At 65.4% G+C, this 18994-nt stretch carries 13 protein-coding genes and 8 pseudogenes; 7 read left to right on the top strand and 14 right to left on the bottom strand.

Going from position 1 to position 18994, the window contains the following annotated elements; translation table 11 throughout:
* Positions 1-5: 5 nt before the first annotated feature.
* Positions 6-1334 carry a DUF4139 domain-containing protein gene (locus BMG07_RS42440; protein WP_307867016.1) on the bottom strand — a complete coding sequence of 443 codons (1329 nt, stop codon included), beginning with the start codon at positions 1332-1334 and terminating at the stop codon, positions 6-8.
* Positions 1313-1657, bottom strand: a pseudogene (locus BMG07_RS44190) (DUF4140 domain-containing protein); the annotation flags it as partial. The gene BMG07_RS42440 and the pseudogene BMG07_RS44190, both read right to left, overlap by 22 nt.
* Before the next feature lie 197 nt (positions 1658-1854).
* Here BMG07_RS44190 and BMG07_RS19320 point away from each other — a divergent pair.
* Complete coding sequence (locus tag BMG07_RS19320; protein ID WP_198085915.1) at positions 1855-2280, top strand: PaaI family thioesterase; 426 nt, start codon at positions 1855-1857, stop codon at positions 2278-2280.
* Here BMG07_RS19320 and BMG07_RS19315 read toward each other — a convergent pair.
* Positions 2210-3433 carry an acyltransferase gene (locus BMG07_RS19315; protein ID WP_198085914.1) on the bottom strand — a complete coding sequence of 408 codons (1224 nt, stop codon included), beginning with the start codon at positions 3431-3433 and terminating at the stop codon, positions 2210-2212. The two genes, BMG07_RS19320 and BMG07_RS19315, sit on opposite strands and share 71 nt — an antisense overlap.
* 155 nt (positions 3434-3588) lie before the next feature.
* Here BMG07_RS19315 and BMG07_RS19310 point away from each other — a divergent pair, with 155 nt between their 5' ends.
* Both BMG07_RS19310 and BMG07_RS19305 read left to right on the top strand, forming a co-directional pair.
* On the top strand, positions 3589-4530 hold the full coding sequence (locus tag BMG07_RS19310; RefSeq protein WP_198085913.1) for a LytTR family DNA-binding domain-containing protein: 942 nt from the start codon (positions 3589-3591) through the stop codon (positions 4528-4530).
* 153 nt (positions 4531-4683) lie between these two features.
* A pseudogene (locus BMG07_RS19305) lies at positions 4684-5885 on the top strand (ammonium transporter).
* Between the two features lies 1 nt (position 5886).
* On the opposite strand, the gene BMG07_RS19300 reads toward BMG07_RS19305, so the two are convergent.
* Entirely contained in the window at positions 5887-7044 is a 1158-nt protein-coding gene (locus tag BMG07_RS19300) for a Fic family protein (protein ID WP_269759172.1), read from the bottom strand.
* Positions 7045-7194: 150 nt separating this feature from the next.
* On the opposite strand from BMG07_RS19300, the pseudogene BMG07_RS19295 reads away from it, so the two are divergent.
* Positions 7195-8129, top strand: a pseudogene (locus tag BMG07_RS19295) (succinylglutamate desuccinylase/aspartoacylase family protein).
* Positions 8130-8404: 275 nt separating this feature from the next.
* Here the strand turns inward: BMG07_RS19295 and BMG07_RS19290 are convergent.
* The 4 genes and pseudogenes from BMG07_RS19290 to BMG07_RS19275 all read right to left on the bottom strand — a co-directional run.
* A pseudogene (locus BMG07_RS19290) lies at positions 8405-9412 on the bottom strand (DUF262 domain-containing protein); the annotation flags it as partial.
* A gap of 91 nt (positions 9413-9503) precedes the next feature.
* On the bottom strand, positions 9504-10244 hold the full coding sequence (locus BMG07_RS19285; RefSeq protein WP_198085910.1) for an FRG domain-containing protein: 741 nt from the start codon (positions 10242-10244) through the stop codon (positions 9504-9506).
* Between the two features lie 118 nt (positions 10245-10362).
* Positions 10363-11280: a M23 family metallopeptidase gene (locus BMG07_RS19280; RefSeq protein WP_198085909.1), complete on the bottom strand. Its 918-nt coding sequence runs from the start codon at positions 11278-11280 to the stop codon at positions 10363-10365.
* 43 nt (positions 11281-11323) lie between these two features.
* Entirely contained in the window at positions 11324-11878 is a 555-nt protein-coding gene (locus tag BMG07_RS19275) for a pseudouridine synthase (protein WP_198085908.1), read from the bottom strand.
* 95 nt (positions 11879-11973) lie between these two features.
* Here BMG07_RS19275 and BMG07_RS19270 point away from each other — a divergent pair, with 95 nt between their 5' ends.
* Positions 11974-12276, top strand: coding sequence for a hypothetical protein (locus tag BMG07_RS19270; protein ID WP_198085907.1), 303 nt, complete (start codon positions 11974-11976; stop codon positions 12274-12276).
* A gap of 79 nt (positions 12277-12355) precedes the next feature.
* Here BMG07_RS19270 and BMG07_RS19265 read toward each other — a convergent pair whose 3' ends face one another.
* Positions 12356-14170: a glutamine--tRNA ligase/YqeY domain fusion protein gene (locus BMG07_RS19265; RefSeq protein WP_198085906.1), complete on the bottom strand. Its 1815-nt coding sequence runs from the start codon at positions 14168-14170 to the stop codon at positions 12356-12358.
* A 149-nt stretch (positions 14171-14319) separates the two neighbouring features.
* Here BMG07_RS19265 and BMG07_RS19260 point away from each other — a divergent pair, with 149 nt between their 5' ends.
* Positions 14320-14661: a hypothetical protein gene (locus BMG07_RS19260; protein WP_198085905.1), complete on the top strand. Its 342-nt coding sequence runs from the start codon at positions 14320-14322 to the stop codon at positions 14659-14661.
* Positions 14662-14742: 81 nt separating this feature from the next.
* Here the strand turns inward: BMG07_RS19260 and BMG07_RS19255 are convergent.
* From BMG07_RS19255 to BMG07_RS19235, 5 genes and pseudogenes are all read right to left on the bottom strand, one after another.
* Positions 14743-15593 (bottom strand): annotated as a pseudogene (locus BMG07_RS19255) (LytR/AlgR family response regulator transcription factor).
* A gap of 20 nt (positions 15594-15613) precedes the next feature.
* Positions 15614-16626 (bottom strand): annotated as a pseudogene (locus tag BMG07_RS19250) (sensor histidine kinase).
* A 56-nt stretch (positions 16627-16682) separates the two neighbouring features.
* Entirely contained in the window at positions 16683-16994 is a 312-nt protein-coding gene (locus BMG07_RS19245; protein ID WP_198085904.1) for a 2TM domain-containing protein, read from the bottom strand.
* Positions 16991-17949: pseudogene (locus BMG07_RS19240) on the bottom strand (sterol desaturase family protein). The gene BMG07_RS19245 and the pseudogene BMG07_RS19240 overlap by 4 nt, the downstream one beginning before the upstream one ends.
* A 41-nt stretch (positions 17950-17990) precedes the next feature.
* Complete coding sequence (locus BMG07_RS19235; protein ID WP_198085903.1) at positions 17991-18512, bottom strand: DUF6622 family protein; 522 nt, start codon at positions 18510-18512, stop codon at positions 17991-17993.
* 279 nt (positions 18513-18791) lie between these two features.
* Between BMG07_RS19235 and BMG07_RS19230 the strand changes: the two are divergent.
* Positions 18792-18994, top strand: a pseudogene (locus BMG07_RS19230) (efflux RND transporter periplasmic adaptor subunit); the annotation flags it as partial.

Genomic DNA, 18994 nt, shown 5'->3' with positions numbered 1-18994 from the left:
CCGGCTCAGCGCATCTGCAGCCGCGCGTCCTTCGGGTAGCCGATGGTGTAGTCGGCCGTCACGCGCGCGGTCTTGCCGGCGTCGAGGTCGAAGCGCCACATCGTGAGGCCCGGCTGCTTGTTCCACGACAGCTCGTCGGGCTTGGGCGCGAACTGCGAGCTCACGCGCACCTGCTCGTCGACCGACACCGGCGCGGCCTCCAGCACCTCCACCGCGACGGGCGTGCGGTGGCGGTTCTCGACCACGTAGGCGCGCTGCACCTTGCGCTCGGCGCGCGAGCCGGCGAAGCCGCCGGTGCCCTGGTTGTCGCGCTCGGGCTCGGCCTGCACGCGCACCAGCTCGTCGCGCCCGAAGGACAGCGTCAGGCGCTCGTCGCTCGGCGCGGTCCAGCGGCCGTTGCCGACGAAGGCGCCGTCGCGGTACAGCAGCAGCGGGCCGGCGGGCCACACGCCTTCGGGCTGCGCCATTTCGGCGACCAGGAAGGCGCTGGCGTCCACGCGCGGGCTGGTGCGCGCGACCAGCTTGGCCGTGTCTTCGTGCTGGCCCAGCGCCAGGGTCACGCGCTGGCCGTTGGAGGGCACGTCGATGGCCTGCGGAATCGAGAATTCGGTGGCGAAGCTGCTGTCGAACACGCTCACGTCGAACAGCGGCGCGCGGCGCTCGGCCATCATCTGCTTGGCGTCGGCGGCCATGGCAATCGGCGCGGCGGGCATGGGCGCGCCTTCATACGCGCGTGCGCGCGGCGGCGGTGGCGGCGGCTCGACGCCGATGCGCCATGCCGACGGCAGGCGGCCCGTGGTTTCGCGGCGCGGCTGGCCGGTGGAGAGCACCAGCTTCACGCCGCGCCAGTCTTCGCCCGTGGCCTGCGCCACCAGCGCCTGGCGCTCGATGCGGACCTTGCGCGTGGTGCTGTCGAGCAGCGCGCGGTAGGTGGGCGTCCAGCCGGGGCCGTTGACCTGGTAGCTGAGCTTGACGTCGCGTCGGCGCTGGCGGCCAGCGTGACCGTGACGGCCATCACCTTGTCGCCGCTGCCCTGGGCGCGGGTGCGCTCGGCCAGCAAGGGGTTGAGCTGACGGTCGATGTCGCTCTGGCGGCGCTGGATCTGGTGCTGCTTGAGCAGCGAGTCCTGCCCCGTGCGGCGCATGGCCTCGGTCACCGCGACGAGGTTGCGCGCGTCGGCCGGCGCGCGCGCACCGGCGCCCGACTCGCCACTGCCGCCGGCCAGGCCCTTGAGGTAGCCGTTGACCATGCCCAGCGCATCGCTCTCGGCCTGCAGCGCGGCCTTCTGGTCTTCCAGCTCGCGGATGCGGCCGTCGAGCGCGCTGGTCGCGCACTGCGCGGACAGCTCGCGCGTCTCGCTGAGCACCGAGGTCTCGCCCACGCGCACCGACGCATCGGCCGACACTTGCAGGCTCTGCACGTCCAGCCCGGCCGGCAGGCAGGCGAAGGTGACCGACCGGCTGCCGGCCGCGATGCGCGCCACGCGGTCGACCGTGGCACTGCCGGGGTAGACCTTGACCTGGGTGATGCGCGAGCCGCCGGGGCTTGCTGAAGTGGCCGGCAGCGCCGTGGACTGGCCCTGCGCGCTGAGGCTCAGAACCAGCAACACGGCGGCGCCCGAGGTGGCGCGAAGGAGGGCGGAGGTCGATGCTTTCATGGGGTGCCTTCGAAGAAAGTGGATGAGTGACCCCAGCTCTTACGAACGGGCCCCGCGAACGGGGTTAAGGCATCGCGAAAAATTTCTGGGCTACTGTCGCCAAGGCAACCGCCGGCGCGCTTTCGGTCACGCGGGCGACGAAGGATGCGGGGTGTGCTTCGTAGAGTGGCCTGCATCTCTACCAAGGACACAACGCCATGCTCGACACCATCCAGGCCATCAACAGGACCGCCGCCTTCAACCGCTGGGCCGGCTTCGAAGTGACAAGCGCAGCCAACGGCGAAGCCGAGCTGCGCATGGACTTCCGCGAGGAAGACATGGGCCAGTACGCCGGCTTCCTGCACGCGGGAATGATCGGCGCGCTGCTCGACACCGTGAGCGGCTTCGCGGCCGCCAGCGTGGCGGGGCGCGTGCTGGCCTCGCACTTTTCGGTGAACTGCATTTCGCCCGCCGTGGGCCGCGCGTTCGTGGCGCGTGGGCGGGTCGTGAAGGCCGGGCGCAAGCAGGTGTTCGCGGCCGCCGAGCTTTACGCGCGGGGCGAGGGCGACGCGCTCAAGCTCGTGGCGACGGGGAACGCCATCCTGGTTCCGGTGGAAGAGGCCGCGGCAAAGCCGGCCGCCTGAGCTTCAGCCCGAACAGCGGGCGCAGCAGGTTGACGCGGCGGATCAGCCCGTCGGTCAGCGCCCAGCAGCCGGCGATGGTCAGCGCCGCCAGCAGCGCGGGCTCGATCACCGGGCCGAGCGCGAGCGGGGCCAGCAGCACCGCGCCGGCAACGATCAGCGTCTGGTGCAGCATGTACCAGGGGTAGACCGACTCGTTGGCCCAGCGCAGCCAGCGCCACGGGCGGTTCAGGTGGCGGTGCGCAAAACCCAGGATGGCCGCGACGGTCAGCCACAGGTAGAGCACACGCAATGTGTCCGTGAGCAGCCCCGGCGGCGGGCCCTTGGCGCCGACGCGCAGCGCGAAGAAAACGGCGATCACCGCGACCGCCAGCGCGAGCGACACGCGGCGCAGCCGCTCCAGCTCTGTCCAGATGCCTGTGTCCACGCCCATCCAGTAGCCATAGAGGAACATCGTGAAGTAAAGGCTGTGCAGGTGAAAGTCGCGCACCAGGTTGTGCGTGGCCGGAAAGCGCGCGGCCAGCAGCATCGTCCACAGCAGCAGCGGCACCACCGGCAGCACCAAGAGCTTCCAGCCGCGCAGCCCGTTGAAGGCGCGCCGCACCCATTGGCCGGCGGCGCAACGCCACAGCGGCAAGGTCAGCGCGACCAGCGCTGTGTACGTGAACAGGTAGGGCAGGTACCACAGGTGGTTCCAGGTGATGCCGAACTCCGCGCCGTCGAAGGCCTCTTTCGGCCACGGTGCGCTCATCGACAGGTAGCGCAGCAGGAACGCGCCGAAGCCCGGCGTCACCATCCCGTTGGCCACGCCCTGCGCATAGGCCTGGTACGGCACGATCACCGCCATGCCGAAGGCCAGCGGCAGCATCAGCCGAAGCCCCCGCCCGCGCAGCGGCGCCCCGGTGCCCTGGCCCCGGCTCAGGAAGCCGAGCGACACGCCGGAGATCAAAAACACCAGGTCCATGCGCCAGAGGTTGAGGGCCACCATCGGCCAGCGCAGCCATTCGGCCTCGTGCGGGCTCTTCAGGTGCCAGTGCCAGCCGGCCACGTAATACATGCCCACGTGATAGAGGATGACGAACAGGAAAGCCAGCGCGCGCAGGGCGTCGATGTCGTGGCGGCGTTGGTGGTCGGGCGAAAGGGCGGTTGCGGGCATCGCAAGCTCCTGGAAGCAAAGAAGCGGCGATGCTCGGCCGCGCGGGCCCGGCGCGGCGCACCCGTGAGACGAGCCGACCCCGCTTTGTGACGAGCGGTGGCCCCGTGGGACGAAATTCGCCGCCCCACGGGCCCGTTTTCGCGAGAATTCCGGGCATGGGAGATCCCCGCAAGAACCTGTACGAGCGCTACGAGCCGGTCCGCCGCCATGTGGAGGTGGCCTTCTGGATCGTGCTGCTGACGCTGCAGGCCGTGTTCGGCACGCTGGTCGCCATCGTCGACATGCGCACGCGCGCGGTGCCGCATGCCCGTTGGGAGATCGCGACCTGGGAAGGGTCGAGCAACCTGGTGCTGCTGCTGTTGGTACCGGCGCTGGTCGTCGTCGAGCGCTGGCTGGCGCCGCTGGTGCGCACCCATTGGGTCCGCTTCCTGGCCTGGCACCTGGCGGCGAGCGTGGTGTTCAGCGTGGTCCACGTGGTGGGCATGTTCGGCTTGCGGGCGCTGGTCTACGCGATGGCCGGCGCGCACTACGACTTCGCCGGCTGGGCCGGGCAGTGGGGCTATGAATACCTGAAGGACGTGCGGGTGTACGCCAGCATCGTCTTCGGCATCTGGGCGTACCGGCTGTTCGTGCTGCGGCTGCAGGGGGAGGCGCGGGTGCTCGACGCGCCGGAGGAGGGCGTGGCTGCGCCTGTCGAGGCTTTGGCGGAACCGGAGGTTGTCGAACCCTCGGCGCCGGAGCCGACGCCGACGCCCCCGGCGCCACCCGCCCGCCCCGAACGCTTCCTCGTGCGCAAGCTGCGCCGCGAATTCCTCATCGCCGCCACCGACATCGACTGGCTGCAGGCCGAGGGCAACTACGTCGGCCTGCACGTCAACGGCCACGACTACCTGCTGCGCGCCACGCTCACCGACTTCCTGACCCAGCTCGACCCCGCCCGCTTCGTGCGCGTGCATCGCAGCCATGCGGTGAATCTGGCGCGCATCAAGGAGATCGAGCCGCTGGACGGCGGCGACGCCCGACTGCACATGCACGACGGCACCACCGTGCCCTGCAGCCGGCGCTACCGCGACGCGCTGCGTGCCGGCACGGGCTGAACCGGTGCGTGAACGGGCTTGGGAAAGCCCGTTACTGGGTCAGATCGCACCATCAGAGAGCCTGCAGGCACCATTTTTGCTTTCTTGCGCCGTCGCTCCGAGCAATTCGGGTGCGTCGCACCAAATCAAACCAAAAAACTGCAAGAAGCTTCCATGGACGCACTCAAACAGGGCGCAGATGCGCTGTTCATCCTTCTCGGCGCCATCATGGTGTTGGCCATGCACGCCGGTTTTGCTTTTCTCGAGCTCGGCACCGTCCGCAAGAAGAACCAGGTCAATGCGCTGGTGAAGATCCTGGTCGACTTCTCGGTGTCGACCATCGTGTACTTCCTGGTGGGCTACGGTGTGGCCTACGGCACGCATTTCTTCGTGAGCGCCACCGAACTGTCGGCAAGAAGCGGCTACGAGCTGGTGAAGTTCTTCTTCCTGCTGACTTTCGCGGCGGCCATTCCGGCCATCATCTCGGGCGGCATTGCCGAGCGCGCCAAGTTCTGGCCGCAGCTCATCGCCACGGCGGTGATCGTGGGCTTCGTCTATCCGCTGTACGAGGGCATCGCCTGGAACAAGCACTTCGGCATCCAGGGCTGGATCGCCTCGCTCACGGGCCACGAGTTCCATGACTTCGCGGGCTCGGTGGTGGTGCATGCCGTGGGCGGCTGGCTCGCGCTGCCGGCCGTGCTGCTGCTGGGCGCACGGCGTAACCGCTACCGGGGCGACGGCTCGCTGAGCGCGCACCCGCCGTCGAACATTCCGTTCCTGGCGCTGGGCGCGTGGGTTCTGTGCGTGGGCTGGTTCGGCTTCAACGTGATGAGCGCGCAGAGCATCGACAAGATCTCGGGCCTCGTGGCCGTCAACTCGCTGATGGCGATGGTCGCGGCACGCTGGTGGCGCTGGCCATGGGCAAGAACGACCCCGGCTTTGTCTACAACGGCCCGCTCGCCGGGCTGGTGGCCGTGTGCGCCGGCTCCGACCTGATGCATCCGCTGGGCGCGCTCGTGGTGGGCGGCGTGGCGGGCGCCATCTTCGTCAAGATGTTCACGCTGGTGCAGAACAAATGGAAGATCGACGATGTGCTCGGCGTGTGGCCCCTGCACGGGCTGTGCGGCACCTGGGGCGGCATCGCGGCGGGCATCTTCGGCACCCAGGCGCTGGGCGGCATCGGCGGGGTGAACGTGTGGGCGCAACTCATCGGCACGCTGATGGGCGTGGTCTGGGCCGGGCTGGCGGGGTGGGCCGTGTACGGCGCGCTGAAGAAGGCGGTCGGGTTGCGGCTGACGCAGGAAGAGGAATACGACGGGGCGGACTTGTCGATCCACCATATTTCGGCGACGCCGGAGCGGGAAGTGAACTGGTGATTCAGTTGGCTGGCTTCTCTACCCCGTGTGTCCACCCAGGCATGTCGACGTAATACCGCACCGCCTTGCCCTGGCCCACCGTGTACAGGATGCCATTGCGCACCAGGTCTGACAGGTCGCGCGTGGCCGTTGCTTTCGAGACGCGCACCATCTTCAGATACTTGTCGACATTGAGCCCGCCGAGAAACCCACCGTCCCCGGCTTCAAGCAATCTTTGCAGCAATTGCCGCTGCCGCTCGTTGATGTCGTGTTGCGCATGACGCGCCCAGAAGCGCGAGCGCTCCAACGCCGAGTGAATGGTGTTGCTCGAGGCGATGCATGCCTGCCCGAAAGCACCGGCGAACCATTGCACGAATGCCGTCACGTCCAAGCCGCCCGACTGACCCGCCGCCAGCGCGTCGTAGTAGCCCTTGCGGTCCGCCAGCAACTGGCGAGACAGGCTGAAAAGCCGCGTCGGCGCACCGGTGTCCTGTGCAAGCGCCATGTCGGCCACCGCGCGGCCGACGCGACCGTTGCCATCCTCGAATGGGTGAATGGTTTCGAACCAGAGGTGAGCGATGGCGGCTCGCGCGATGCCGTCCATCGCGGAGTGCCGCGTTTGCGCGAACCACGCCAGGAAGGCATCCATTTCGCGCGCGACCGAGGCCGACGGCGGAGCGGTGTAGTGCACGATCTCTCTGCCCGGCAGGCCGCTCACGATCTGCATGGCGTCGGCATGGTCCCGGTAGCGTCCGACCACGATACGCTGGATGCCCGACGTGCCGCCTGGAAAGAGCGCCGACTGCCAGCGGCACAGCCTGGCTGCGTCCAGCGGCTCGTCGAAGCGGGTCGTGGCGTCGTGAATCACCTCGACCAATCCGTCCACATGCCGATCGGTGGAGCCCGCATGGCTTGCGCCCAAGCGGCGCAACACGGAGGAGCGCACCGCCGCAAGATCGAGCCGCTCGCCTTCGATGGCCGCCGTGGCCACGGCCTCCTGCATCCACAGCGCCTGCTCAACCTCGGCCAGCCCATCCAGCCCGATGGCACGGGCGAGACCGCTGACCTCGCCCTTGTGTTCTCGCGCCTGCGATAGCGCGGCGCTTGCCGCCGAAGCGTCATACCGCAAGGCAGGCCAGCCGGATTGCTGCCAGATGTAGAGCGGGGCGAAAGTAGCCATGAGCCGCATTTTAAATAAATCGGCTCAATAATTGATGCGTAATTGTGAAATTGCGGCTCAGGTGCTCCGATTTCGGGAAGAAAGGCACGAATCTGTTACCTGTAGCAAACTTCCCAGCCGGACCACGACTGATTCATTTCCTCCACACTCATGACCCAATCGCCCCCCGCCCTCGAAGTCCTCCCCCGCGACCTCACCGCCTACCGCAAGGGCAACGTCGGCATCGATACGTGCACCGCTTCGAGTCGGGCAAGCCCGGGCCGCACGTGCTCATCAACGCGCTCACGCACGGCAACGAGATCTGCGGCATGACGGCCGCCACGCACCTGCTCGACAACAACGTGCGCCCGAAGATCGGCACGCTCACCGTGGCTTTTGCCAACATCGACGCGTACGAGTCGTTCAAGGAAGAGTCGCCTTTCGACAGCCGCCAGATCGTTCACAACCTCAACCGCATCTGGTCGCCCGAGTGGCTCGACGGCACCGAGGACAGCCCCGAGCTGCGCCGCGCGCGCATCCTGCGTCCGGTGGTGGAGGCGGCCGACCACATCCTCGACATCCATTCGACCAGCCAGCCCGTGGTGCCGTTCTGGGTGTACCCGGCGTTCGAGCGCAACGCCAAGGTCGCGCTGGCCATCGGCCGTCCGTCGGTGCACCTGGTGATGCCCGACGGCCTGGGCTCGGGCACGCCGCTGATCCAGTACGGCAGCCATGGCGGGCCGGACGGCAAGGGCGTGGCGATGGTGGTCGAGTGCGGCCAGCACTTCCTGCGCTCCGCGTCGGAGCTGGCGACGGCTGTCACGTACGACTTTCTTGCGTACTTCGGCCTCGTCGACAAGGACCCGGCCACGCCGCCGGCCGAACCGCAACGGCGCTTTCAGCTGCTGCAGACGTACGTCATCAAGTCGGAAGACTTCGCGTTCGTGCGGCCGTTGATCGGCTTCGAGACCTTTGCCAAGGGCGAGCTGATCGCGACCAACGGCGCGGAAGAAATCCGCGCGCTGTGCGACGACTGCACGATCTTCATGCCGGCGCAGCGCACGATCGTCGGGCGCGAGGCGGTGTATCTGACCAAGCCGCTGTGAGCTCAATAAATGGCCGTGAGATACCTTTCGTCGCAATCGACTTGGGATACTTCAAATCTTCACGCATTTGACCTAGGGTTCGGCTGCGTCGATAGTGAAGTTAACTTTCAAACTCGATGGTTTGGATTGAAAGTACGCTCTTCCTCGTTGTCTTGGTACTGTTAAGTTGAAATTTGTATGCTGCGAATTAAAGGTCGGCGATAGTCATTTTTTAATGAAGTGTTGAGAATTTTATATTTCATTGGCTATCTTTTGTGCGCGAATGAGCGTCTTATTTATGCCATCTTAATTTTTGAGCCCGGATCGATTTCGATGAATTCGCATAGTATCGAAGCTCGCTCTCGTATCGATGATGCGTCATTCGTGCCCTGTTGTGACATTCTCTCATACTCAAGAAGTCGATAATCGGCTAACCCAAGATCTTGCTCCGCGTTTTTGCGATTTTCCTGTAACTTAAGATTGAATTCGACTATTTTTTCTCGGGTGAATTTCCCTGCGTTGACGGCATTCTCTTGGGCGCTTTGTGCGCAAAGGTAATAAATTGGAATGCTTGATTGCGTGCGAAGCAATTCGTCTTGGGTGGAGAAGATGGTATTGAGATTGGTTAATGTGGATTCAACGGAGTTGACAATTTTCTCAATTGGAATTTCTTCGTCTTTCCGGTAATTTTTTACCATTTGATCGATGTATGGCTTTTTCGTATCTTGAATTCTTCCAAATTTAAGAAACGAGTATTCAATGAATAGAAGTCTTGCTGATATTTCTTGGTGCTGATATCGACGATTGGTGAGTCGAATGGCACTGGTGAAGAATTTGGCCTTTGAAATTTCTCTGATTGCAGTTGCCATAGGCCCGCCAAGAGCATTTCTTTTTTCCGCCGCATTGAGGGGGACAGCCTCATTAAGTCGGCTGAACATGTCCTCGATCAATTCGATGTCGTCTGTCTTGATTACAACGATTGGAAGATTGAAAGAGTCGAAGAAAACCTTCAGTTCGGGGTAGCTACGGGCTAAGTCGCTATAGCGTAAGCCTCCAGCTTTGACGTTCTCATCGGCCAAGTATGAGAAATCGGAAGCCAGGCTCCATTCGTCATTCATAAACCCCCAAATTGCTTCAAGGCGTTGACGTCCATCTATAATTGCATATTCATGTTTGACGCTGCCTGCGGTCGCATGGATTTCCGATATATCATGAAAATAGAGCTTTGGAATGTCGTAGTCATTGAGGATTGAATCCATCAAGAGTTGCTTTTTTTCCAAATTCCAGACTTCGCCATTTCGCTGGTAAACAGGGTCTTTTTAGTATCCTGTCTTTAAGGAAATTAAGACGCAGAATTGCACTGCTCGACATGGGGTGTGTTCGAATGACTGTCATTTAAACGCCCTCTAGCGCATTGGGGAGCTCGGGGAAAAGCTGAAAACGTGAAAACCCTAAAATCTTAAGTTGATTTTTAATGGTTGTTTTTGCTGGTGAGGGGATTATGTATCTCCATATATGATCCGACTGGTAGTTGGGAGGGAGGTTGTTGACGCTTCCTTCTGCGCGGTGGCTAATTGTGAAAACGCCCTGTTGGGATTGTATTCTTCGGCTATTTCTTGAGGCAATCGCGGCCATTGGTATTTGGTGAGACCGTTTTTCTTGAAAGAGTGATGTTGGGCTGTAAGAGTTTAATGTTGAATCTGTAAAGGATGGAATAGATCCATCAAATTCGGCCCTGAAATTGGCGTATTCATTTAGTACTGTTGGTAGCAAAGACCATAGCGCTCCAGGTTGATCTTCGTGCAAGTCGTCGTTGACTGCAAACCATAATGCGACAAGCGGAGATTCGCTCCAGTCGAGAAGTCGTGTAGGGCCACCATAGTGCTGGATCAGAAAAAGCCAGTCATATTCGTGGCTCGGTGACTTTTCTACCAACAATGTGGCATTTTGTTGAAATCTTCCAATGATGTCCCATTCTGGTCTATTGGCTGCTCTTAGTATTTTGGGCTGCAAATCCCAGGCGAAATTGGTTTGCCCCCTGAACCAGATGGGTCTATTATTCGTTTCCTGCTGATCGATAGTTAGAAATTCGAGTAGCTTGGAGATTGTGTCAATTTCACGGTCTTGGAATTTCATTTCAATCTCTGGTCTGTTTTTTCATGTCGAATAAACGCGATTGGCGCGGTTCGTGGCAAATGATTTTGCACATCCGTTACAAAATTGCAAACATTACTGAGATTGCTTGGTTTATCGGTTAGCTGACGAACAACGCCGGATCCACCATCGCCCGATTCAGCATCACCGACCAATGCAGATGCGGCCCCGTCACCCGCCCGGTTGCGCCGACCGCCGCCAGCTTCTCCCCGGTCTTCAGCACATCGCCCACCTTCACGTCGACCCGGCTCAGGTGGCAATACATCGTCAGCAGCCCGCCGCCGTGGTCCATCCACACCGTGCCGCCGTTGAAGAAATAGTCGCCCGTGTCGATCACCTTCCCCGGCAGCGGCGCGAGCACCGGCGTGCCGGTGCCGGCCGCGATGTCCATGCCGCTGTGCGGATTGCGCGACTGCCCGTTGAACACGCGGCGCAGCCCGAACGAGCTGGAGCGGCGGCCCGGCACGGGCACGCGCATCTGCAGCGCGGCGTCGGGCCGCATGTCGGTCAGCGTGGCCATCACGGTGGTCAGGTGCGCGCGTTCGCGCTCGTAGCGGGCCTGGTCTTCGGGCGCGAGGTCGACGGTGCGCGGCGCCACCGTGAGACGCTGTTCGCGGTATTGCTTCGGGGCGATCGTGTAGGCGATCTGCTTTTCTGCGCGGCCTTCGGGGCGCACGGTGATGCTGGCTTCGCCCGGCTCGGCGGCGAGCGGAATGCCGACCAGCGCCGTCCACTCGATGGTGTCGCCCAGCACGAGCAGGGGCACGTCGCCCGCGAAGGCCGCGGGCCGCGTCGCCGCCGGGCCCAGCGACAAGCGCGCCACGCCGCCTGGCACCTGGGACGCATGGGGCCAGACGTCGGCGTGGGCGGCTTTCTCTTTCTGCTTCTTGGGCGACGCGGCGTTGGCGAGTTGCGCCGCGGGCAGCGTCGCCAACAAACCGACGGCGCCGAGCAGGGCGGTGCGGCGATTCAACGAAGCGTCGCGCGGAAATTCAGGGAGCGAATTGAAAGTTTGCATGGACATGTGTTCGTGTGATGTGTGTGTGGATAGAGCGGCGGCGTCAGCCCAGCCAGCTCCCCGGCGCCAGCCCGTCGAGCGTGTGCGGCCCGATGGCCGCGCGAATCAACCGCAGCGTCGGCAGCCCCACGGCGGCCGTCATGCGCCGCACCTGGCGGTTGCGGCCTTCGCGGATCGCCAGCTCCAGCCACGCGGTGGGAATGCTCTTGCGCTCGCGAATGGGCGGCTGGCGCTCCCACACCGCGGGTGGCGGGTCGAGCAGCCGCGCCCTTGCCGGACGTGTGGGGCCGTCGTTGAGCTGCACGCCATCGCGCAGCGCCGCGAGCGCCGCCTCGGTGGGCGTGCCCTCGACCTGCACCCAGTAGATCTTTTCCATCTTGAAGCGCGGATCGGCGATGCGCGCCTGTAGTTTGCCGTCGTCGGTGAGCAGCAGCAGGCCTTCGCTGTCGGCGTCGAGCCGGCCGGCGACATAAACGCCGGGGATGTCGATGAAATCTTTCAGGCCGCGCCACCGGCCCTCGGGCGTGAACTGGCTGAGGACGCCGTAGGGCTTGTTGAAGCGGATCAGGCGGGACGAAGAAGTGCTTGGAAGACTCATGAGCCGACAGGATAGCCCGGGTCTGTCCTGCAACATTCGGCGGACTTGCCGACTCCAATCGGTTCATTGCCCCAGATCACTCAGGAGAACCCGGAATGACGATGCGAAGCTCCTTCATCCCTCTCGCGTGCGTGGCGGCGGCGGGCCTTTCATTGGCCGCTTGCAACAGCACATCCCTTCGCGTCGGCGGCGCGCCCGAGGCGAGCGTCAAGAACTGCGTGAACGTCGCCGCGCGCGAGCTCAGGGTTCCGGCGGCGAGCATCGTGGTGGACAGCGGCTACACGCCGCGCGACGGGGTCTACACCATCGACCTGAAGGTCGGGCCGCAGGGGCGCCCTGCCGTGTGCACCACCGACGAGAACAGCGCGGTGCTGGGCGTGGTCTACAAACGGCCTTGATGAAGGGCTGAAAAAGAAAAAGCCGGGGCCATCGAGGCCCCGGCTCTTGGCTGGGAGGCGAGGGGAGCGCCGGTAGGGCCTACTTGCCCCAGCTGTCCCGCATCCCCGCCGCGCGGTTGAACACCGGCTTGCCATCGGCGGCGCCCTTCGTGTCGCGCACGAAGTAGCCATGCCGCTCGAACTGGATGCCGACTCCGGCCTCGGCCTTCGCCAGCGAAGGCTCGACGAACGCCGAGCACACTTCCAGGCTCGTCTTGTTCAGCTCGTCCAGCAGCTCGCCGCTGCCCGGGTTGGCTTCGGCGAAGAGGCGCTCGTACAACCGTACCTCGGCCTGCACCGCGTCGGCGGCGGCCACCCAGGTGATGTTGCCCTTCACCTTGATGGCATCCGCGCCCGGCGTGCCGCTCTTGGTGTCGGCCACCAGCGTGGCCTGCACTTCGACGAGCTTGCCGTCGGCGTCCTTGGTGGCGCCCGTGCACTCGATGACGTGGCCGTACTTCAGCCGCACCTTGTTGCCGGGGAACAGGCGGAAGAAGCCCTTGGGCTGCACCTCTTCGTAGTCGGTGCGCTCGATCCAGACTTCGCGGCCGAGCTTGAACTCGCGCTTGCCCATTTCGGGGTGGTGCGGGTGCACGGGGGCCGAGCATTCGTCGAGCACGCTGTCGCCGCCCATCAGTTCGCCCCAGTTGGTGATGACGAGCTTGACCGGGTCGAGCACCGCCATGGCGCGCGGGGCCACGGGGTCGAGCGTGTCGCGCAGCGCGGCCTCGAGGCTGGCGTAGTCGATCCAACCGCCCGACTTGGTGGTGCCGCTGCGTTCGCAGAACAGGCGCAGCGCTTCGGGCGTGTAGCCGCGGCGGCGCAGGCCGGCAATGGTGGGCATGCGGGGGTCGTCCCAACCGTCGACGTATTTTTCTTCGACCAGCTGGCGCAGCTTGCGCTTGCTGGTCATGACGTGCGTGACGTTCAGGCGCGCGAACTCGTACTGGCGCGGGTGCGGGCTGGCGATGAGGCCGCCTTCGGCGAGGCGGTCGAGCAGCCAGTCGTAGAACGGGCGCTGGTCTTCGAACTCGAGCGTGCAGATGCTGTGGGTGATCTGCTCCAGCGCGTCCTCGATGGGGTGCGCGTAGGTGTACATCGGGTAGATGCACCACTTGTCGCCGGTGTTGTGGTGGTGGGCACGGCGCACGCGGTACAGCGCGGGGTCGCGCATGTTGATGTTGGTGCTGGCCATATCGATCTTGGCGCGCAGGATGGCGGCGCCGTCGGCCACCTGGCCGTCGCGCATGGCACGGAAGCGCGCCAGGTTTTCTTCGGGCGTGCGGGTGCGGAAGGGGCTGTCGGTGCCGGGCGTGTTGAAGTCGCCGCGGTTCGCGCGCACTTCTTCGGCGGTCTGCTCGTCCACGTAGGCCAGGCCGGCGCCGATGAGGTATTCGGCCGCCTCGTACATGAAGTCGAAGTAGTTGCTGGCGAAGTACTCGTGCGGCTGCAGCGTGCCCGGGGCGCTGGGGCGGTCGGCCAAGTAGGTTTCGTAGCCGAGCCACTTCACCGCGTCGCGGATGGAGTCGACGTATTCCTGGTCTTCTTTTTCGGGGTTGGTGTCGTCGAAGCGCAGGTGGCACACGCCGCCGTATTCCTTGGCCAACTCGAAGTTCAGCCAGATGCTCTTGGCGTGGCCGATGTGCAGGTAGCCGTTGGGTTCGGGCGGGAAGCGCATGCGCACCTTGGCCGGGTCGGCCATGCCCTGGGCATGATGGGCGGCGCTGCCGGGCGATCCGCCCCACTTGCGGCCTGCGTAGGCGCCCTGTTCGAGGTCGTTCTCGATCACGTGGCGCAGGAAATTGCTCGGTGCAGCGGTCGTTTTGGCGCCGTTTTTGTCGGTCGGGGAGGTCATTGCGGCATTCTAGAGGGCACCCCCTGGGTGTTACTTTTGGCAACGCTCTTCACATTGCCGGGTGCACCCCCTTTGCAATTGCCGCGTTCAATACACACATGGGCGGTTCAGACCCGAACGCAGCCCACCGCAACAAGGAGTCCAACATCATGAACGTCACACGTTCCACCTTCTTCAAATGGGCCGCCGCAGGTGTCGTGGCAGCCGGTGCATTGTTCGCAGCCACCTCGGCCAGCGCCCGCAGCGACGTGAGCTGGTCGATTGGCGTCGGGGTTCCCGGCGTGGCGGTGGGCGTGGGCGCTCCCGCGTACTACCCGGCGCCGGTCTACGCGCCGCCGGCACCCGTGTACTACGCACCGCCGGCCCCGGTCTACTACAACCCGCCGCCCGTGTACTACCGTCCGGCCCCGGTCTACTACGGCCCGCCGGCCTATTACGGCCCCCGCTACTACGGTCGTGGCTACTACCGCGGTCATGGCCACTGGCGTTAAAACGCCACGGTAATCGTGACTGAATGAAAAAAGCCGGCTCCGCAAGGGCCGGCTTTTTCTTTGGGCGTGCGCCTTCTGATTTCACATGGCGCGAAACAGGTGGGCGTAGAGCCGGCTGACCGGAATCTTCTCGGCCCGCCCGCGCAGCATGAGATGCATCTTGCCGGCCTCGTCGCGGTGCACCGACTCGATGGCGCTGCTGCGCACCACCACCGCCCGGTGCACCTGCCAGAAGGTGTCGGCGTCGAGCTGGGGCAGCAACTGCTTCAGCGGCGTGCGGATCAGGTATTCGTGCGTGGCGGTCAGCACGCGCAGGTATTTGTCGGCCGCCTCGAAATACAGCACTTCGTCGATGGGCACCATGCGCACGGTGCTGCCGCCGGCGTCGCTCGCGGCGATCATGCGCAGCGGGGCGGGGGCCGCGCCGGGCCCGCCGTTGCCTGCACCAGCACCCGCGCCGGCAGCGGTCAGCACCTGGCGCCACTGGCTCAGGGTCCGTTCGAGCGCCTCGTCGGCCACGGCGGGCGTGGACGAAGGCTGCCGGGCGGCCAGCGCTTGCTGCAGCCGGGCCACGGTCTTGCGCAGCCGCTCGGGTTGCACGGGCTTGAGCACGTAGTCGATGGCCTGGGCCTCGAAGGCGCGCGCGGCGTACTCGTCGTAGGCCGTGACGAACACCAGCTGCGGCATCGGCGCCTCGTCGGCGGGCCAGCAGTCGGCCAGCTCGGCGGCGGCGCCCAGGCCGTCCAGGCCGGGCATGCGGATGTCGAAGAACAGCACCTGCGGCAGCAGGCGCAGCGCCTCGCGCACGGCGCCGCGGCCGTCGCCGGCCGTGGCGACGACCTGCAGTTCGGGCCAGGCGGAGGCCAGTTCGGCCTTGAGGGCTTGCGCGAGCAGCGGCTCGTCTCGGCAATGAGGGCGGTCGGGGTCGTCATCTGGTTGCGGGGGCGTTGATTCAGGCGGACAGCGGAAGGCTCAGCGTGGCGCGGGTGCCGCCGGCGGGCGCGGGCGCGAGCAGCAGGTCGCCCTGCGCGCCGTACACCGTGGCCAGCCGTTCACGCACCTGCTCGAGCCCGAAGCCGCTGCCCTCCGAAGGCGGGGCGGCATCGAGGCCGACGCCGGTGTCGCTCACCTCGATGACCAGCCGGCCGGCGTCCCGGCGGGCGCGCACTGCAATTTCGCCGCCTTCCACCTTGGCTCGAGCCCGTGGCGGATGCTGTTTTCTATCAGCGGCTGCAGCAGCAGCGGCGGCACGGGCGTGTCGCGCAGCGCTTCGGGCAGCTCGAGCGTGTAGCGCAGCCGATCGCCCATGCGCACCGACATCAGTTCGAGGTAGTCGGCCAGCCGTTCGAACTCGGCCGACAGCGGATGCGACAGCGCGCGCGAGCCGCTGAGCGTCATGCGCAGATAGCTGTTGAGCCGGTCGAGCATGGCCACCGCGCGCGGCGGGTCGATGGTGATCAGCACGCGCAGGTTGGCCAGCGTGTTGAACAGCATGTGCGGCTCCAGCTGCGTTTCGAGCAGCTTGAGCCGGGCCTCGGTGGCGTTGCGCTGCGCCAGGTCGACCTGGCTTTGCAGGTACTTGCTCCTGCCCAGGCTGTAGAAGAAGAAGCACATGCCGACCGTCGCCACCACGGTGATGGTCACGGCGGTGGCCAGCTTGTGTCCCCGGAAATCCAGAAAATCGAATGCGGGCGCGCCGCTCCAGGCGTCGCCGATGAGGTTGCCGGTGAAGAAGCCGATGACCACGCCCACCGCCACCAGCAGATAGCCCCACGGCCCCTTGGGCCAGTGCACTTCGCGCTGCCCGGTGAACAGCAGCCGGCCGCCGTCGATGACCAGCCAGCTCACGGTGCCGATCGACAGCGAGTACACGAGGTGGGGGGCCCAGCCGCCGCCCTCGGTGATGGTCAGCGCGAGGGCAATCAGGCAGCAGAAGACGGCGGTGATCAGGCCATGCCGCAGCATGTCCCGCAGGTTCTCGGACCTGAACCGGGAGAGGGCGGGGGGCTGCCCGGCCAGGTTCACCCGCGGTCCCTGGCGCCCAGCGCGCGGCGTTCGCGTTCCACCAGCCGGTCGTAGAAACCGCCGCCGGGCGCCACGAACCAGATCACCGCGCCGTGGATCAGCAGGCCCAGGCCCCAGCCCATGAGCGGGTACATGGCCCAGGTGTGGCCCCGGGCGGCTGAGAGCGTGACCAGCCCGAGGTTGACCACGACGTAGACGAAGGCGTGGATGTACCAACCCATCTTGGCGCCGGCGCGGCGGCGGGCGAGGCGTTCGACATCGGCGTAACGCGGGTTCGAAGGGGAGTTCGACGAGGTGGAGGGGTTCATGACAGCTCCTTGTATTGGACAGGAAGGAAATCGGGTGCGGGCGCGGGCACGGGGGCCGCAGGCATTGCCTGCGAGGCCGCGCGCTGGCGCAGCTCTTCGGTGGTGTCGCCGGGGCCGTCCGGCTTCCAGCCCGGCGGCTTCACCAGATAGCCGACGAACGCGCGCACCGACCGTGCCGAGGCCAGGTCGCGAAACAGCGCGCGCCAGTGCATGAACTCGATTTCGAAGAGGTTGTTCGACGTGACCGGGTTGACCAGCCCGTAGCGGCAGGGCAGGTCGGCGCGCTCGGGAATGTAGGTGCCGAACAGCCGGTCGAACACGGTCAGCACGCCGCCGTAGTTGCCGTCGAGGTACTCGAGGTTCGAGGCATGGTGCACGCGGTGGGCCGAGGGCGTGTTCAGCACCCATTCGAGCGGCCCGAGGCGGGGAATCCAGGTCGCGTGGATCCAGAACTGGTACAGCAGGTTCAGCGTGAGCATCAGCAGGACCACCCGGGGCGGCATGCCCAGCAGCGGCGCCAGCATGAAGAAGGCCAAGGTGCCGGTGAGGCGGCCGGTCCAGCCGAAGCGGTAGGCTGCCGACAGGTTCAGCTGGTTCGGCGAATGATGAATGGCGTGGGTGCACCAGAACCAGCGCACCCGGTGCGCGGCGCGGTGGTACCAGTAGTAGCAGAACTCCTGGCCGATGAAGCAGGCGGCCCAGCCGCTCCAGTGGTCCATCGGCAGGGTGAACAGGCGGTGCGCGTAGAACCAGTCCATGGCGCCGGTCCAGAAGGCCAGCGGCAGCAGCCAGCGCAGCGGGTATTCGCGCACCAGGAAGTCGATCACCGAAATGCCCGAGGCCTTCCAGTCGTAGCTGCGCCAGCCGTTGCGCAGCGAGAGCACCAGGCCTCGGCGATCGAGGCGACCAGCACCACCGTGACGGAGATCTTGAGAATCAGCAAGAGCACGTTCATGACGGTGGTTCCTCGATGAAAGCCGGGGCCGGGCAACGATCTTAGGCGGCGCGCACGTTCGCCGTCATGGCGTCAGTACGGATGGCCAGCTTCCACAGGCGCGTCGCGCGGGCCGCGAAGACACCGGTGAAGGCGCCGTACAGCGCCGGCACCGCGAGGCCGAAGACCGCGCCCTGGCGCAGCTCGGGGTGCATGGCCAGGGCGGCGCCCACTACGTACTTGGTCAGGAAGATGCCCATCATGAGCATCAGCGGCACCGGGCTGCCGGCCACGTGGAAGCGGCGCTCGGCGGCGTCGTAGCGGGTGGTGGCGGGCACCGGGCGCTGCAGCACCAGCGCCATCAGCACGACCGCGGCGGCGGCCCAGCCCAGCAGCGCGCCCAGCGAGTCGCCGAACACCGAGACCACGCCGTAGAACGACAGGCCGCCCATGGCCACGGGCATCAGCGTGACGCGGGTCAAGCTCACGCTGTTGGTGAGCAGCTGCCTGGCGCCGAGCCAGAGCAGCAGGAAGAAAACGGCGAACACCCACTTGGGCGTGTGAAGGACGATTTGCATCAGCATGGTGGTACTCCGTTCGAAGATGAAGAAAGCCTGAAGAGGCGGAAGAAATTCGGAAGGGATTCGATGGAGCGGACTGTGCCGGGGCGGCACCGCGCCTGCCACCGGCGTGCGACGAAACGCAGCGCGGCGGCGCCAGTTGCAGCAGGCGGGCGCGAACCGCGCGGCTTTCGGCCATCGGCGGTGGCAGCTTTACCGTCGCTTTACGGCGCAGCAAACAGGGCGACTACCATTCGGCGCTGTACTCTAGGTCGAACTTCGCACCCTTCGCACGCACTGCCCATGGAACAAGAAAAATCGCCCGAGCCTCTGCCCGCCAACGTGTCTCCCACACATCCACCGGTGCGCAGGCGTCGCTGGCTGGGGGCCTTGCTGACCTTGCTGCTGCTCGCGGCGCTGGGCGGCGGCGCGTGGTACCTGATCCAGCGCGCGAAGACGCCCGTGCCCGGTCCCGGGGCGGGTCCGGGCGCCGGCCGGCCGGGTGG

This window comes from Variovorax sp. E3 (assembly GCF_016082275.1).
GTDB lineage: Bacteria > Pseudomonadota > Gammaproteobacteria > Burkholderiales > Burkholderiaceae_C > Variovorax.
This window is presented reverse-complemented; position numbering and strand designations above follow the sequence as displayed.

Coding starts and splice junctions, on each gene's coding strand:
- BMG07_RS19320 (WP_198085915.1), top strand. CDS start 1,855: ATGCTCGACACCATCCAGGCCATCAACAGGACCGCCGCCTTCAACCGC.
- BMG07_RS19315 (WP_198085914.1), bottom strand. CDS start 3,433: ATGCCCGCAACCGCCCTTTCGCCCGACCACCAACGCCGCCACGACATC.
- BMG07_RS19310 (WP_198085913.1), top strand. CDS start 3,589: ATGGGAGATCCCCGCAAGAACCTGTACGAGCGCTACGAGCCGGTCCGC.
- BMG07_RS19300 (WP_269759172.1), bottom strand. CDS start 7,044: ATGGCTACTTTCGCCCCGCTCTACATCTGGCAGCAATCCGGCTGGCCT.
- BMG07_RS19285 (WP_198085910.1), bottom strand. CDS start 10,244: ATGAAATTCCAAGACCGTGAAATTGACACAATCTCCAAGCTACTCGAA.
- BMG07_RS19280 (WP_198085909.1), bottom strand. CDS start 11,280: ATGCAAACTTTCAATTCGCTCCCTGAATTTCCGCGCGACGCTTCGTTG.
- BMG07_RS19275 (WP_198085908.1), bottom strand. CDS start 11,878: ATGAGTCTTCCAAGCACTTCTTCGTCCCGCCTGATCCGCTTCAACAAG.
- BMG07_RS19270 (WP_198085907.1), top strand. CDS start 11,974: ATGACGATGCGAAGCTCCTTCATCCCTCTCGCGTGCGTGGCGGCGGCG.
- BMG07_RS19265 (WP_198085906.1), bottom strand. CDS start 14,170: ATGACCTCCCCGACCGACAAAAACGGCGCCAAAACGACCGCTGCACCG.
- BMG07_RS19260 (WP_198085905.1), top strand. CDS start 14,320: ATGAACGTCACACGTTCCACCTTCTTCAAATGGGCCGCCGCAGGTGTC.
- BMG07_RS19245 (WP_198085904.1), bottom strand. CDS start 16,994: ATGAACCCCTCCACCTCGTCGAACTCCCCTTCGAACCCGCGTTACGCC.
- BMG07_RS19235 (WP_198085903.1), bottom strand. CDS start 18,512: ATGCTGATGCAAATCGTCCTTCACACGCCCAAGTGGGTGTTCGCCGTT.